This is a genomic window from Paenarthrobacter sp. AMU7 (genome assembly GCF_041200195.1).
Classification (GTDB): Bacteria; Actinomycetota; Actinomycetes; order Actinomycetales; family Micrococcaceae; genus Arthrobacter.
This window is the reverse complement of the sequence record NZ_CP165735.1, coordinates 281,219-295,203: the sequence shown is the minus strand read 5'-3', so window position 1 is coordinate 295,203 and position 13,985 is coordinate 281,219. Positions and strand designations below refer to the sequence as shown.

Sequence of the window (13,985 nt, the reverse complement as noted above, 5' to 3'; positions counted from 1 at the left end):
TATCAGCGTGCGATGCGGGCGGCGACCTTGACGGCGTCAAGGCTGGGTCCGACGTCGTGGACGCGGACAGCCCAGGCGCCCTTGGCGGCGCTCAAAGCGGTGATTGCAGCGGTGGCGGCGTCGCGTTCCAGCGGAGCAGCCGACTTGCCCGCAACAGTGAGCAGCGAACCGAGGAACCGCTTGCGGGAAGCAGCCACCATCACCTTGTGGCCCAACCCGAAGAGCTGATCAAGGTTCTTGAGGATTTCCCAGTTCTGGTCCTCGTTCTTGGAGAAACCGACTCCGGGATCAATGATGATCTGCTCCGGGGCAACGCCCGCTGCGTACAACTTGTCGCGGACGCCGCTGAGTTCAGCCACCACGTCCTGGGTCACGTTGTGGTAGTCCGTCAGGCTGTCCATGGTCATGGCATCGCCGCGGCGGTGCGTAAGGATGTACGGGACCTTGGTCCGGGCTACGAGCTCCGGCATACCGGGCTCGATGGTGAGGCCGGAAACATCGTTGATGATGGCCGCACCAGCCTCCACTGCCGCGGCGGCCGTGGACGTGTGCATCGTGTCGATGCTGACCAGCGCGCCAGCCTTGACCAACGCCTGAATCACCGGAATGACACGGCGCTGTTCTTCTTCCGGGGAAACCGGCTCGGCGCCAGAGCGCGTGGACTCGCCACCGACGTCGATAATGTCCGCGCCGGCGTAAAACATGCGCAAACCGAGCGCGATGGCCGTGTCCGGCGTCCGGTGGGTGCCGCCGTCGCTGAAGGAATCCGGGGTGACATTGAGGATTCCCATGACGAGCGTGCGGTCCGTCGGCAGGTCCTCGAACCTGGCCGCGGGCCGCGGCTTACGGAGAACCGGCAACGGGCTTGTGGCCGGGCCGGTTCCGGGTGCTGCAGCGAGGGAGTCCATAGAGATTACCTTCCGAGTATGAGGCTCATGGCCTCGGCGCGGGTGGCCGGGTCATGGAGCTGACCGCGCACCGCACTGGTGACGGTCTTCGCGCCGGGCTTGCGGATGCCGCGCATGGACATACACATGTGTTCACATTCGACGACCACAATGGCACCACGCGGGTTGAGGTGCTTCACCAACGCCTCAACGATCTGCGTCGTGAGGCGCTCCTGCACCTGCGGCCGGCGCGCGTAGATGTCGACCAACCGCGCCAGCTTGCTGAGGCCTGTCACCTTCCCGTCATGTGACGGGATGTAACCGACATGCGCCACTCCGTGGAACGGCACCAGGTGGTGCTCGCAGGTCGAATAGAACGGAATGTCCTTCACCAGGACGAGCTCTTCATGATCGAGGTCGAACGTGGTGGAAAGGACATCCGCCGGATGCTGGTGGAGCCCGGCAAAAACCTCGGCGTACGCCTTGGCCACGCGCTTGGGCGTGTCCTGGAGGCCGCCACGGTCAGGGTCTTCACCAATAGCCAAGAGGATCTCGCGGACCGCCGCTTCAATGCGCGGACGGTCTACTTTATGGGCGTGCTTGGAGCCCGCGGCGGAGCCGTGGGCGGCGGCGAGGTCGTCGTCGTCGTCGAAATGAGTCACGGCAGATAGCTTAGCCGTGATGCGTGGAGTCGTTGCCGCCGTCAGGTCGCGGTGCCTGGAAGGAGTCCTGGCTGCTGACCCCCTGCGCGTGCGGAGCGACGACGTCCAGGGGTTCGTCCAGACGCGCCTGCTTGGCTTCCTCCTGGGCTTCGCGTTCGGCCTTTTCTGCCCGGCTTTCCACGGGCGGGATGGACTGGACCGGACGGGATTCCTTGGACAGCCAGATCTCACGGAAATCACGCTTCCGGATGTCATGGAAGATCTCGGCAATCTCAGCCTGGTTCAAGGTTTCCCGTTCAAGGAGTTCCAGTGCCAGACGGTCCAGAACGTCCCGGTTTTCCGTGAGGATGGCATAGGCCTCGTCGTGCGCCTGGTCGATGAGTCGACGCACTTCTTCGTCCACCACGTAGGCGATCTGGTCGGAGAAATTGCGTTCCTGTGCGGCGTCGCGGCCGAGGAACGGCTCGCCGCCGCCCTGGCCCAGCTTCACAGCGCCAACACGTTCGCTCATGCCGTACTGCGTGACCATCTTGCGGGCTGTGGAGGTTGCCTTCTCGATGTCATTGGAAGCACCGGTGGAGGGGTCGTGGAACACGATTTCCTCAGCAACGCGGCCACCCATGGCGTAGGCCATCTGGTCCAGCAGTTCGTTACGGGTGATCGAGTACTTGTCGTCCTCAGGAATCACCATGGTGTAGCCGAGTGCGCGGCCACGGGGAAGGATGGTGATCTTGGTGACCGGTGCCGAATTACGAAGGGCAGCGGCAACCAAAGCGTGCCCACCTTCGTGATACGCGGTGATCTTGCGTTCGAGTTCCTTCATGACGCGGCTGCGCTTCTGCGGGCCGGCCATGACACGGTCGATTGCCTCATCCAGTGCGCGGTCGTCAATCAGGTTGGCGTTGGAACGCGCGGTCAGAAGTGCGGCCTCGTTCAGGACGTTGGCCAGGTCAGCGCCCGTGTAACCCGGGGTCTTCTTGGCAACAGCCTTGAGGTCGATGCCCTGCGCCATGGGCTTGCCCTTGGCGTGAACGTTCAGGATCTGCTCGCGGCCGATCATATCCGGGGCTTCCACGGTGATCTGGCGGTCGAAGCGGCCCGGGCGCAGCAACGCGGGGTCCAGGACGTCCGGGCGGTTGGTGGCAGCGATGAGGATGACGTTGGTCTTGACGTCGAAGCCGTCCATCTCCACGAGGAGCTGGTTCAGCGTCTGCTCACGTTCGTCGTTGCCGCCGCCGATGCCGGCACCACGGTGACGACCAACGGCGTCGATCTCATCCACGAAGATGATGGCCGGAGAGCTGGCCTTGGCCTGCTCAAACAAGTCACGGACGCGGGAAGCACCAACGCCGACGAACATTTCAACAAAGTCCGAGCCGGAGATGGAGAAGAAGGGAACGCCGGCTTCGCCTGCAACAGCGCGGGCAAGCAGCGTCTTACCGGTACCTGGAGGGCCGTAAAGCAGCACACCCTTGGGGATCTTGGCGCCAACAGCCTGGAACTTGGCCGGTTCCTGGAGGAACTCCTTTATTTCCTGGAGCTCTTCCACAGCTTCGTCAGCACCGGCTACGTCGGAGAAGGTCACCTGCGGCATGTCCTTGTTGACCAGCTTGGCCTTGGACTTGCCGAACTGCATCACCTTGGAGCCGCCGCCCTGCATACGGGAAAGCAGGAACCAGAACAGCACACCGAGGAGCAGCACCGGGATGAGCAGCGAGAACAGGCCGGAGAACCAGTTGTTCTCGATCGGCTGGTCCGTGAAGCCCTTTTCCGGGTTGGCGTTGGTGACTGCCTTCACCACATCCGGACCACGATCCGTGACGTAGAAGAACTGAACGTTCTTGCCCTTGTCCTGGCCGTCCAGGTTCAGGTTGTCCTTGAGCACCAGGTCAACGCGGTTTTCGGCGTCGAAGATCTTGGCCTGCTCAACCTTCCCGCTTTGGGAAAGGAGCTCCAGGCCTTCCTTGGTGTCAATGCGCGTTGAACCGCCCGGAGCCAGTGTTGCGAATGCCACCAGGAGCAAGCCAACGACGACAACAATCCAGATGCCCGGGCCCTTGAAGAAACTCTTAGCTTTCATCTGATCGGGGTTTTGCCCCGTCCCTCCTGGTAGTGCTGCAAGGCGCAACTTCTGCGCGCGAGTGGTGCTGCTTCAGTTTCAAGCTATACACCGTTCCCAGTAATTCACGCACCGGAAAGTCCAAAAGTTCCCTCTGGGCGTACACAGGATACTCGCCTCGAGGGCGCTGGGACAGGGGTTTGCGCTTGGTGGGCAGTGCACCACCTTGGTTGCTTCCGAGTGGTTTCGATGCTGCTTGGTCAGGCTGCGACCGGAAGCACCAGCAAATAACCAGCGGGCAGGTCCGTACTCCAGCGCCGGGGTTCACGGACCACAAACTGTGTGGCCAACTGCTCCGGAGTAAGCAGGCTGTTGGGCTCCGGAGAGGGACCCCACTGCCCGCTGCCGTGGGGATAAAGCGGATCCAGGACGCGAATCCCCGTTACCTGGAACTCCGGGAACTGCGCGGGATCACCCATGGACTCAAAGCCGCTCATCACCCAAGCATGCCGGCCGCTCCACATGACCAACCCCACTGGCCGGCCAGTTTCCGCTATGGCACGCGCCGCCGTCTGCAGCGTGTCCTCGTAGGTCGCGACACTGACCACCGAGTACGGGCCCATTCCAACCTCAGTCAACACCTGCGCCCAACCCCGGGGGTTGGCACCGTTGAATGAATTTGATGACCGGGCGCGGGCCATCTCCCACAGCTCGCTTTGCTGTGCGGGGGCTGCCCAAGACGCGCCGCCCGTATCGTCAATGAGGTTGTGTGCCATCTGGATGCTCGCGGCTACGCACCAATCAAACGTGTACTGCGGCACGAAGTCACCCTCTTGGTAGAGGTTCAGCGCGAAAGCCTGGGGTACCGGCGGTGGAGGTGCAGGCGCGGGAGGCGGAGCAGGCGCAGGCGCAGGAGGCAGTGTGGGGACGGTGGCGGGCGCATGAGTTGCTACGTCCCCGGCGATTGGCGGGGCCGACGCGGCCGCACTGGACTGGGCGGCAGCTGTCCCGTTGACATCTACCGCAGGAGTGCAGGCCGTGAGAAACGTCGACAAGACGACGAGCCATGCCAGGAGACGGGCAGGGGCACCGGTCATGGTTCAGTGTAGCTCCGGGACCTCCCCCAGGGCACCCCTTGAATGCGGCCGTCCAAAGGATGAAGCCGTTAACGCGAACGCCGCACCCGCCCTGCCCAACGCACCCAGAGATGACAGATACATTGGCGGAACGTGATGCGGCGGAAGGCGACGGGGTATTTACTCGTAAACGTGCGGGGCCAAGGTGCCCACGAAGTCCAGGTTGCGGTACTTTTCGGCGTAGTCGAGGCCGTAGCCCACCACGAACTCGTTGGGGATGTCGTAGCCAACGTACTTGACGTCGATCTCCACCTTGGCGGCGGTCGGCTTGCGGAAGGCCGTGCAGATCTCGACGCTGGCCGTGCCACGGGACTCGAGGTTGGACTTGAGCCAGGAAAGGGTCAGTCCGGAATCGATGATGTCCTCAACAATCAGGACATCCTTGCCCATGAGGTCGGTGTCAAGGTCCTTGAGGATCCGGACCACGCCGGAAGACTGGGTACCGGAACCGTAGGACGAGACAGCCATCCAGTCCATGCTGACGTGGCTGTGCAGGGCGCGCGCCAGGTCAGCCATGACCATGACCGCACCCTTGAGGACACCGACGATCAAGATGTCGCGGCCCTCGTAGTCCTTGTCGATCTGCGCTGCGAGTTCCGCGATGCGCGTTTGGATCTGCTCTTTGGTGTAAAGAACGTGCTTGAGATCTGCCTGGACGTCGTTTGAATCCACCAATGGCTCCTGTTTTGATGCTCGGGTGCGGCTACTGTTGGGACGGTTTCTGATGCCGGAATACTAGCTTCCCACAGCGCGCGGCTTCGCGGGGACCGGCGCCGGCCGAATCGTGCGGACTACTGGCAGCCGGAGCACCGGCGGAAACCGAACGCTCCTGCTCCAAATCGCTCAGGGACAACCGGTAAACACTGACGTGGCCGGGAAGCTCCACGGGTCCGGCCGACCCTTGTCGCCGCAGCAGCGCTTCCGCGGCTTGGAGCCGTCCGTAGCCAGGTTGTTGACCCCCGACGTCGGCGGCAGCCTTCGCGATGACCCGGAACCTCAGCGCTGCGGGCAGCTCACGTGCGGCGTCTTCCGGAAGCCATGCGCCGCCGTCTTCACGCTGGACAAGTGAGAGATAGGTCTCGTTGGCCAGATCTTCGAGGAAATCGGCATCCTGCTGCAGTATTGCGGCGGTCCGGGCAAGCGACTCGGCGACCCCCGGCCCCAGCTTCTCTTCCAGGACAGGCATGACTTCCACGCGGGTCCGGGACCGGGCAAAGGAAGGGTCGGCGTTGCTGGGATCGTGCCAAGGCGAAAGTTCCTCGACCTCGCAAATTTCCAGGGTCTCGGCTCGGCGAAGGCCCAGGAAAGGCCGGAGAAGGCGACCGCGGGCAGGCCTCATCCCCGCCAAAGACCGAGTCCCTGAACCACGGGCCAAGCCCAGCAACACCTGCTCGGCTTGGTCGTCCAGGGTGTGGCCAAGAAGGATCACATCACACGCCAGGTCCGCGGCAGCAGATTCCAACGCAGCATGGCGGGCATCCCTGGCCGCGGCCTCAGGGCCGAACCCAGTGGCCGCGACTTCCACAGTGCGCACCTCCACCGGAGACAGACCCAGCTCGCGCAACACCGCGGCAGTCCGGGAGGCGACCTCTGCAGAGCCCGGCTGCAGCTGATGATCCACCACCACACCGGCAACCGTTACCGGATGTCCATCGACGTGGCCACGCCGGCCGAAGTACGCGGCTATGGCTGCCAAAGCCAACGAATCCGGCCCACCGCTGCAGGCTACGAGCACCCGCTGGGGATGACCCGCGGAGGCCAAGGCGTTCTGCAACTGTTTCCGGGCCTTGCCGACCACCGGCGCAAGGCGCCCGGGCCGTCGTCGACCCTTACCGCCGCGACCGGCAGCGGAATCGACGCCGGAGCCAGCGGCGGCGGAACCGGAAGGAATGCTCAAAGGCCCATCCGCTCAAGCCACAGCTTGGAGTTGTGGATCTCTTCTTCGGTGGGGAGGAAGTCGGCAGATTCCCACACCCGGTTGAAGCCGTCCATGCCTGCCACGGCTACGACTTCGCGGACGAACTTGGCGCCATCGGTGTACTGGCGCATCTTGGCGTCCAGGCCGAGGAGGTTGCGGATGAACTTCTCCACTACCCCGCGGTCCTTGCCGCGCTCGTTGAAGCGCTGGCGGATGGTCTTCACCGAAGGAACGATGCTCGAATCCACAGCGTCCATCACCACGTTGGCGTGGCCCTCGAGGAGGCTCATGACGGCCGTGATGTGGGACAGGGACGCCTTCTCCTCAGGGTTCTGGAGGAGGTCCAGGATGGCGCCGCGGCCCGGAGTCTTGTCTGAGGGAGTGCGGTCACGCAGGGACTTGGCCACCGCACCAGCGCGCTCCACCAGGGAGTCCATGTTGCCCAGGAGGTTGCCGCTGAGCTTCTCGATTTCGTCGAGCATGTGGTGCCGGAGCCACGGCGCGGCAGCGAATTGCACGCGGTGTGTTTGTTCATGCAGGCAGACCCAGAGGCGGAAGTCGTCCGGGTGGACGTTGAGTTCGCGCTCCACGGAGATGATGTTCGGCGCTACGAGCAGGAGCCGGCCGCCGGGCGGAACGTTGGATTCAGGGGCCAGGGCAGCAAAGGGATCGTACTGGCCAAGGACCTTGCTGGAAAGGAAGGCCAGCACAGCGCCAAGCTGGGTGCCGGTGATGGCACCGCTGGCTGCGGCTGCGGCTGGGGTCATGGACACTCCGCTGCGGCTGTCCAGCATCGTTTTCAACGCGGGTTGGAGCATCACCGCGAAGCTCTGCGTGTTGGCCTTGGACCAGGAAGCGCGGTCCACCACCAGGACGTGCGAGTCACGCAGATCCCGGGCAGCGTCCAACCCGGTGATGTCGTGGACGTGCGGGACGGAGATGTCCGCGTTGAAGCGCAGGTTCTCCACCGCCTTGCCAATCTCCCCGGCGCTAAGCTCCGGACCGGGAGGGGCAAGCCGGGCAGCCGTAGAGGCGGCCAGGTCCCAATTGATCAGGGACGGGGCCCCTGCTGACGAATCGCGGGCAGATGACACCATACGGACCATCACACCACACGAGACTGACAGCGGGCTCTTAAGTTCGCTCCACGCGGAGCATTCAGCCCCGGCACCCGCACGAGGCCAACACCGACGCCGACCGGTCCATGGCCACCTTGTTGGCAGCAGCCCCCGGTTCCAGGTCGTTGCCGATGAAGGAGAACACCAACAACCGCCCGTCGGCGTCCACCACGTAACCACTCAGGGCGATCACCGTATTGAGCGTCCCCGTCTTGGCCCGGACCAGCCCGGCGCCCTCCGCGGTAGAGGCGTCCACATATCTGTCATCCAGGGTTCCGGTCAGGCCGGCCACCGGGAACCCGTCCAGCGCGGTGCGCAGGGAGAGGTCCGGTCCGCTGGTGATGGCACGGACCACCTCGGCAAACTGGCGGGCACTGACCTGGTTTTCCAAGGCCAGTCCGGAGACGTCGGCCAATTGCATCGAACCGGTGGCGATCCCCAGCTCCCCCAACCGTTGGCGCACGGCCGCGGTGGCGCCGTCGTACGTGGCCTTTTGACCGGAAGCCAAGGCGGTCATCCGCCCCAGCGCCTCGGCGAGGAAGTTGTCCGAGGACTCAAGCATGAGGTCCACCTGATCGCTGACTGTGGCCGATTCGGCGGCCGCCAGCACCTTGGCGGGGAGGCCTTTGCCGCGTTCGACGCCGGGACCCACCGCAACGCCGGCAGCCGCCAACTGCTCGGCGAACGCCTCGGCGCTTGTGACGGCGGAATCCTGGGGGCGCGGACCGGTCACGACATCCGGAGCATAGCGGCCTGAGTTCAACGCGAGGGAAAACAACGGTGCTGTCTCGCCGGCGGCGACGTCGTCCAGGCTCCACGCAGGGTTAAGGGGTGCGCCGGCGAAGAGTGAATCGTCCACTCGCACGGTGACAGGTCCCTTGACGCCTGCCGCAGCCAAAGCCGCCGCAGTATCCGAGGCCAGCGAAGCCAGACCGGCGCGTCCAAGAACCGCCGACGGATCCGATGCTGAAGCACCCAGCAGTACGTCCCCTCCGCCGGTCAGCACCACGGTGGAGGGATCCTCGGCTGCGAGCACCCGGGTGGTAAAACGCGTCTCCGGACCGAGGGCTTTCAGCGCAGCCACGGCTGTCAGCAACTTCATATTGGAGGCCGGGATCCGGTTGGCGTTGGCGTCACGGTCAAAGAGGACCTTGCCGGTGGACGCGTCCATCACCATGCCACTGATACTGCCCCCGCCGGCCGGCTTCAGGGTGGCGTCAAGCTGCCGGGCAACCTCAGCGGGCATGGGAACGGGGGCATTGGCGTCCAGGGGAAGCACTCCGCTGACGTCAGCCAAGCGGTCCGGCTCCTGGTGCCAAGCGGGAACCGAAGGCGACGGCTTGGGCATGGTCAGCAGGCCCGGCACCATACCGGCCACCACCACGGCACCGAGGCACAGCAGGACTCCGGCCAACAGCAACGGCCATTTCAAGCGCCCCCACGCCGCAGATACCCAGCGGGTATCCCCGTTTTTAACGCCCATCATGGAAGTTGCTTGGTCCTGTCAGTCCTGAAATGTCCCCGCCGGTTCAAGAAACCCGGGCCTCTCGCTATATCCTCAATAGTAGTCGGCGGCACCGGCTGTCCTTTTGCCTGCCGCCAGCCCCGGGCTGAGCAGCCTGCCTGAGGCACCGTCACCCGTGACGGCCGCTTCGGCGGAGCGACGCCCCACCCACACCCGTCAAGGAGCATTCCATGAAGCACGACGTGACCATCGAGATCCCCAAGGGATCGCGCGTCAAGTACGAAGTTGACCACGAAACCGGCCGTGTCCGCCTGGACCGCGTCCTTTTCACCTCCATGCAGTACCCCACGCACTACGGTTTCTTCGAGAACACCCTGGGCGAAGACGGCGATCCGCTGGACGCACTGGTGCTCCTGCAGGACTTTGACCTCCACCCGGGCGTCATCGTTGAATCCCGCCCCATCGGCGTCTTCAACATGACCGACGACGGCGGCGGAGACGCCAAGGTCCTCTGCGTCCCCGTTGACGCACGCTTCGACCACATCCAGGAAGTCAGCGACGTCAGCGAATTCCTGATCAAGGAAATCGAGCACTTCTTCACGCGCTACAAGGACCTGGAGCCCGGCAAGTGGGTCAAGGCCGAGGGCTGGGGCGACCGCGCCGCTGCCGAAGCCGAGCTGGAAGCTTCCATCAAGCGCTACGTTCCGGCAGCACACTAGGGCTTAGTCCTTCGCGTTACGCTTCCGCGTCGCGTACTTGCACGTGATGCTCGACGGCGGCTGGTGCGGTTCCCTGCGAACCGCACCAGCCGCCGTCGTTCTTTAACGTCTTTTGCCCGGACTGTACACATGGGCATGTCTCCCCATCGCGGTAGCTCCCGGGTCCGCTTAGGCTGGGACGAGACTTTTCGATGCCTTACACAGGGGGTTCATATGGCTGGGTTCTACGGCGCGGACATCACGCAGCTTCGCAGTCTGGCCGGCGTGATGGGCAAAGCTGCCGACGCCATCAGCCTACAAAGCACGCAGTTGTCCAACGCCATCAATTCCACTACAGCGTGGCAGGGCCGGGACGCTACGGTGTTCAAGGGCGATTGGAACTCCCAGCACCGGCAGAGCCTGGTCAAGGCCGCCACCATGCTGCGCGAGAATGCCAGCCAGCTGAAGAAGCACGCCAACCAGCAGGAGTTCGCCAGCCACAATGATGGCTCGGGCTCGTCGGTGGGTGTCCTCAAGGACGTCTATGACACCGCGATGGGCGTCAAGGGTTTGGCTGCCCCGCTGTGGACGGCCTACAAATACCTCAAGCTGGGCAACGCGGAATGGGTGAAGACCCGCGAGGTCCTGACCAACTGGCGGGCCGGCGGAACGGTTGTCCGCGACGCCATGACCGCGCTGAGGAACGGCGAGAAAGTCACTGACGTCCTCACCGACCTCAAAGCGAACATCCCTTACAGCCAGGCGTTCCAGGATGCCAGCAAGTTCTCCAAGGGCCTCCGTGTGGCCGGGGCGCTGGCGGCACCGCTGAACATCGTGGGCGGCATCAGCGACATGATCAACCCCGAGCACGATGGCTGGCGCGGCACCGGCGACCGCGTTGCCGGCGGCTTGTCCGTGGTGGGTGGCGTTGGCAGCATCATGCTCATGACGGCCGGCGGGGCCGCCTTGCTGGGGCCGATCGGTGCTCCGATCGTGATCGGTGCGGGCATCGTCGCCGGCGCGTGGGCGCTGGGCAACCTCGTAGCCGACAACTGGGACTCCATCAGCAACTTCGCACGCAACCCTGGCAGCTACATCGCCGACGGCGCCAAGGAGGTGGCGGGCTTCGTCAAGGACGCAGGCAGTAAGGTGGCAGACGGGGTCAGTGACGCCGCCAAGTCAGTCGGAAACTTTGTCGGAGGGATATTCGGATGACCACCAGCACCATGAAATGGACCCAGAGGGACATCGAGGCCGCAGCCAAGGTCCTGGCCTCGGCCAGCGCCGTCGGTGCGCCCTTGCCTACGCTGACCGATGAAGAAGTTGTAGCCCTGGACGGCGTTCAGCACGAACAGCTGGTGGCGCTGCCGTGGCTTTCGGCCCAGGACGCCAGCAAGGAGCTGATGTGCGCCATCGCCTTGCGCGGCCTGCTCGCCAAGGAACTCGTGTATCCGGTGGTCTTCGAGGGCGAGACCGAGCCTTCCCGCCTGCACGCCACGGAAGAAATCACCGGCGCCCTCACCCTGCGCCGCAGCGGCAGCAGCGTTGTCTCCGTGGAACGCACGGTGTCCACCGGCAAACGTTGGCTCTACGGCTACCTTCACGACGAAGGTGTTCTGCTCGAGGAAGTAGACGAAAGCGGCTTGCACGGCTTCACCGTGGTCACCCGCGACCAACTGGTTCCGCGTTTGGCCGAATTCGTCGACCCCCAGCAGGCTGCCGCCCGCGATACTGAGCCTGCCCTTTACACTGAAGCCCAGTTCGAGGCGCACGCCGCTACCGCCTTGGCCGACACCCAGGCCGCAAGCAACGTAGTGGCCTTCAATTCCAATACCAACGAATTCCCCACTGTCACCGTGTACACCGGTCCGTCCGGCGTCCACGTTCTCACCCCGCGCGTGGAGGGCTCGCCTGAATCCGGCCCGGAGCACGCGGAATCAGTAACGTTCGAGCTGCAGGAAACCTCTGCGGCATCGTTGGCACGCGTCCTGGGCGGACTGGCCGGACTGGCCTGACGTTCCGCACACAAGCCGCACACCGCCGTCGAGCTGAAAGTCCCTCATGAGCACTTCCAAGTCCACCACCCTCACTGGGCTGCTTGATCCTGTCAACGGCCGCCCCGTTCGCCGCCATCCTGACACCGGCGCATACTTCGTCAAGGCTTCGGGTAGTGCCCACTTCTGGGGTCGCGTCCTGGATGCATTCGTCTTCCTGGTGGGCTACGTGATCCTGGCCGCGATTGCCGCGGTGGTCCGTGAGTCCATGATGAACAGCGGCTCGGCCCTCGGTTACAACGACGGTTTGTGGCTGACCCTCTACGTTGTCCTGTGGTTCGTGGGCCTGTTGGTCTACGGAATGATCTGGGGAACCGTGGGCAGCGTAGGCGACGCCGCTGCGGGCATGCGCTCGGTGCGGATCAAGAACGGCACGACGGCGGGCGCCTGGCTGGGCGGATGGCGCGCCATCTGCTGGTCCTTCTTTCCGTTCTTCGTGGTGATGCTCATCGCTTCCGCCATCAGTGGTGGCGGAGACGACACCTGGGATCCGAAGTTCGCCGCCATCGACCGCCGCTCCGGCATTGCGCAGGGCCAGGCACCGGTTCCGGACCCCAAGGTCCCCGCCGCCGAACAAGCCGCTGCGGCCGATCGGCAGCACCTGCCCAACCTCTACGGCCAGCGCCCGGATGCACGGCCGTAACTGGCTGGTCCGCCGTGTTGAGCGCGAGCTCACCCCCGACCTGGGACAGCTCCGCTGCGTAGCGTCATCCCGGCACATCTACTGGAAGGTCCTCATCCCTTGCCTCGTGCTGGGGTTCATTTTTGGGACCATCGCAGAGTTCGTCAGCCCCATCCGGTCCACCCGGGAAGCCGGGCACTTCAACGACCCCGCCTTCTTTGTGCTGACCAGCATTCTCACGGGTGTGGTGCTGTGGTCCATGACGCTTCTGGGCAGCTTCCGGAAGTTGCTGGTCTTCGACGGCGGGATGGTCGCCAAGTACTCGCAGAAACACACCCGCGTTGTGATTCCCTGGGCCGACATTACGCCCGGAACCATCAAGGCCGTGACCACCTCCGACGGCACCGATCCCGACCGCCGATTGGTGGCACGCCGGAAGGTTTCCCTGGGTGCTGGAGGCCGGAGTGCCGTGGTTTTCCAAGCCCGCGACACGTTCTGGGTCTTCGCTTCGAACCAGGATCCCGCCCCATTGGTCCTCGCTATCCACGGGGCGATGAATGATGCAGGAACGCCCGGCGCGGCACGGGCAGCGGCAGGTGCGCTGCCCGCCGTCGTCCTTACCGGGCGGACGGCGCTCGACTGAACGGCTGGACTGAACAATGGGCGAATTTGGCCCTTGCAGACCGTCTACCAGCCGGTAGCATGTGATCCACTATGTTCACTCTCACTATCAACCAACGCGACAGCCGGCGCGACGGCGACCTCGTGCCGCAGCTGCTCAAGGACCTGCGGCACATTCCTGCGCGGCTCGACTTTGACCGCTCGGTTGAGGATGAGGTGCAGGGCATCGTGGAATCGGGCCACCAGGCCGTGGAGACTGCCTTGATCGCGCTCCGGTCCAGCCAATGGTATGTAGGAATCGGCGTCGGACCCATCAATGAGCCGCTGCCCAACCTGGTGAAGGACGCGTCGGGCCACGGCCTGGTCTACGCGCGCCGGGCCGTCGACAGGCTGCGCAACGGCAAAGAGCGGATCCCGGTGGCAGTGGACGGACCTTTGACCGCGTTGGCTTCAGAAGCCGAAGCTGTGCTGCGACTCTTGGGACACATCGTCCAACACCGCAGCGCAGCGGAATGGCGGGTCCTTGACCTGCTCACACCGGGCGTCCGAGGCCAGCAAAAAGCCGTGGCCCAGGAGCTGGGCATCACCACGCAGGCCGTCAGCAAGGCCCTGGCCCGTGCGCAGTGGTCCGAGGAACACGCAGCCCGGCCTGCCGCAGCCCGCTTGCTGCAGATGATCCTGGAAGTGCGCTGATCCAAGACCCAGCCCGACACATCCCAGGAACGCAGCGTTAAACCAACTGAGT

At 64.3% G+C, this 13,985-nt stretch carries 14 protein-coding genes; 6 read left to right on the top strand and 8 right to left on the bottom strand.

The window, feature by feature from the left end:
• Nucleotides 1-2 precede the first annotated feature (2 nt).
• The 8 genes from folP to dacB form a co-directional block, all read right to left on the bottom strand.
• Nucleotides 3-908 (bottom strand): dihydropteroate synthase, encoded by a 906-nt coding sequence (gene folP, locus ABQM86_RS01425; protein WP_207595732.1) that lies wholly within the window; start codon nucleotides 906-908, stop codon nucleotides 3-5.
• 5 nt (nucleotides 909-913) lie between these two features.
• Nucleotides 914-1,549 carry a GTP cyclohydrolase I FolE gene (folE, locus tag ABQM86_RS01420; RefSeq protein WP_089593195.1) on the bottom strand — a complete coding sequence of 212 codons (636 nt, stop codon included), beginning with the start codon at nucleotides 1,547-1,549 and terminating at the stop codon, nucleotides 914-916.
• 10 nt (nucleotides 1,550-1,559) lie between these two features.
• Nucleotides 1,560-3,629: an ATP-dependent zinc metalloprotease FtsH gene (gene ftsH / locus ABQM86_RS01415; protein ID WP_089593194.1), complete on the bottom strand. Its 2,070-nt coding sequence runs from the start codon at nucleotides 3,627-3,629 to the stop codon at nucleotides 1,560-1,562.
• Between the two features lie 239 nt (nucleotides 3,630-3,868).
• Complete coding sequence (locus tag ABQM86_RS01410) at nucleotides 3,869-4,705, bottom strand: hypothetical protein (RefSeq protein WP_369745761.1); 837 nt, start codon at nucleotides 4,703-4,705, stop codon at nucleotides 3,869-3,871.
• Nucleotides 4,706-4,864: 159 nt separating this feature from the next.
• Complete coding sequence (gene hpt / locus ABQM86_RS01405) at nucleotides 4,865-5,416, bottom strand: hypoxanthine phosphoribosyltransferase (RefSeq protein ID WP_011772910.1); 552 nt, start codon at nucleotides 5,414-5,416, stop codon at nucleotides 4,865-4,867.
• A 31-nt stretch (nucleotides 5,417-5,447) separates the two neighbouring features.
• On the bottom strand, nucleotides 5,448-6,518 hold the full coding sequence (gene tilS / locus ABQM86_RS01400; RefSeq protein ID WP_369746708.1) for a tRNA lysidine(34) synthetase TilS: 1,071 nt from the start codon (nucleotides 6,516-6,518) through the stop codon (nucleotides 5,448-5,450).
• Between the two features lie 119 nt (nucleotides 6,519-6,637).
• Entirely contained in the window at nucleotides 6,638-7,759 is a 1,122-nt protein-coding gene (locus ABQM86_RS01395; protein ID WP_207595730.1) for a zinc-dependent metalloprotease, read from the bottom strand.
• A 61-nt stretch (nucleotides 7,760-7,820) separates the two neighbouring features.
• Nucleotides 7,821-9,263 carry a D-alanyl-D-alanine carboxypeptidase/D-alanyl-D-alanine-endopeptidase gene (gene dacB / locus ABQM86_RS01390; RefSeq protein WP_369746706.1) on the bottom strand — a complete coding sequence of 481 codons (1,443 nt, stop codon included), beginning with the start codon at nucleotides 9,261-9,263 and terminating at the stop codon, nucleotides 7,821-7,823.
• Nucleotides 9,264-9,475: 212 nt separating this feature from the next.
• On the opposite strand from dacB, the gene ABQM86_RS01385 reads away from it, so the two are divergent.
• From ABQM86_RS01385 to ABQM86_RS01360, 6 genes are all read left to right on the top strand, one after another.
• Entirely contained in the window at nucleotides 9,476-9,964 is a 489-nt protein-coding gene (locus ABQM86_RS01385) for an inorganic diphosphatase (protein WP_024818962.1), read from the top strand.
• Nucleotides 9,965-10,177: 213 nt separating this feature from the next.
• Complete coding sequence (locus tag ABQM86_RS01380; protein WP_280625733.1) at nucleotides 10,178-11,158, top strand: hypothetical protein; 981 nt, start codon at nucleotides 10,178-10,180, stop codon at nucleotides 11,156-11,158.
• The gene (locus ABQM86_RS01375; RefSeq protein ID WP_369745760.1) at nucleotides 11,155-11,958 is read left to right on the top strand and encodes a hypothetical protein; all 804 of its coding nucleotides are present in this window, start codon (nucleotides 11,155-11,157) and stop codon (nucleotides 11,956-11,958) included. Before ABQM86_RS01380 ends, ABQM86_RS01375 begins: the two co-directional genes overlap by 4 nt.
• A gap of 46 nt (nucleotides 11,959-12,004) precedes the next feature.
• Nucleotides 12,005-12,640 (top strand): hypothetical protein, encoded by a 636-nt coding sequence (locus tag ABQM86_RS01370; protein WP_369745759.1) that lies wholly within the window; start codon nucleotides 12,005-12,007, stop codon nucleotides 12,638-12,640.
• Nucleotides 12,627-13,262, top strand: a complete 636-nt coding sequence (locus tag ABQM86_RS01365) for a hypothetical protein (RefSeq protein WP_207595726.1) — start codon at nucleotides 12,627-12,629, stop codon at nucleotides 13,260-13,262. The genes ABQM86_RS01370 and ABQM86_RS01365 overlap by 14 nt, the downstream gene beginning before the upstream one ends.
• 71 nt (nucleotides 13,263-13,333) lie before the next feature.
• A complete protein-coding gene (locus ABQM86_RS01360; protein ID WP_207595725.1) occupies nucleotides 13,334-13,933 on the top strand; it encodes a hypothetical protein in 600 nt (199 codons plus the stop codon).
• The last annotated feature ends 52 nt before the right edge of the window (nucleotides 13,934-13,985 follow it).

Coding starts and splice junctions, on each gene's coding strand:
- folP (WP_207595732.1), bottom strand. CDS start 908: ATGGACTCCCTCGCTGCAGCACCCGGAACCGGCCCGGCCACAAGCCCG.
- ftsH (WP_089593194.1), bottom strand. CDS start 3,629: ATGAAAGCTAAGAGTTTCTTCAAGGGCCCGGGCATCTGGATTGTTGTC.
- ABQM86_RS01410 (WP_369745761.1), bottom strand. CDS start 4,705: ATGACCGGTGCCCCTGCCCGTCTCCTGGCATGGCTCGTCGTCTTGTCG.
- ABQM86_RS01395 (WP_207595730.1), bottom strand. CDS start 7,759: ATGGTGTCATCTGCCCGCGATTCGTCAGCAGGGGCCCCGTCCCTGATC.
- dacB (WP_369746706.1), bottom strand. CDS start 9,263: ATGGGCGTTAAAAACGGGGATACCCGCTGGGTATCTGCGGCGTGGGGG.
- ABQM86_RS01385 (WP_024818962.1), top strand. CDS start 9,476: ATGAAGCACGACGTGACCATCGAGATCCCCAAGGGATCGCGCGTCAAG.
- ABQM86_RS01380 (WP_280625733.1), top strand. CDS start 10,178: ATGGCTGGGTTCTACGGCGCGGACATCACGCAGCTTCGCAGTCTGGCC.
- ABQM86_RS01375 (WP_369745760.1), top strand. CDS start 11,155: ATGACCACCAGCACCATGAAATGGACCCAGAGGGACATCGAGGCCGCA.
- ABQM86_RS01370 (WP_369745759.1), top strand. CDS start 12,005: ATGAGCACTTCCAAGTCCACCACCCTCACTGGGCTGCTTGATCCTGTC.
- ABQM86_RS01365 (WP_207595726.1), top strand. CDS start 12,627: ATGCACGGCCGTAACTGGCTGGTCCGCCGTGTTGAGCGCGAGCTCACC.
- ABQM86_RS01360 (WP_207595725.1), top strand. CDS start 13,334: ATGTTCACTCTCACTATCAACCAACGCGACAGCCGGCGCGACGGCGAC.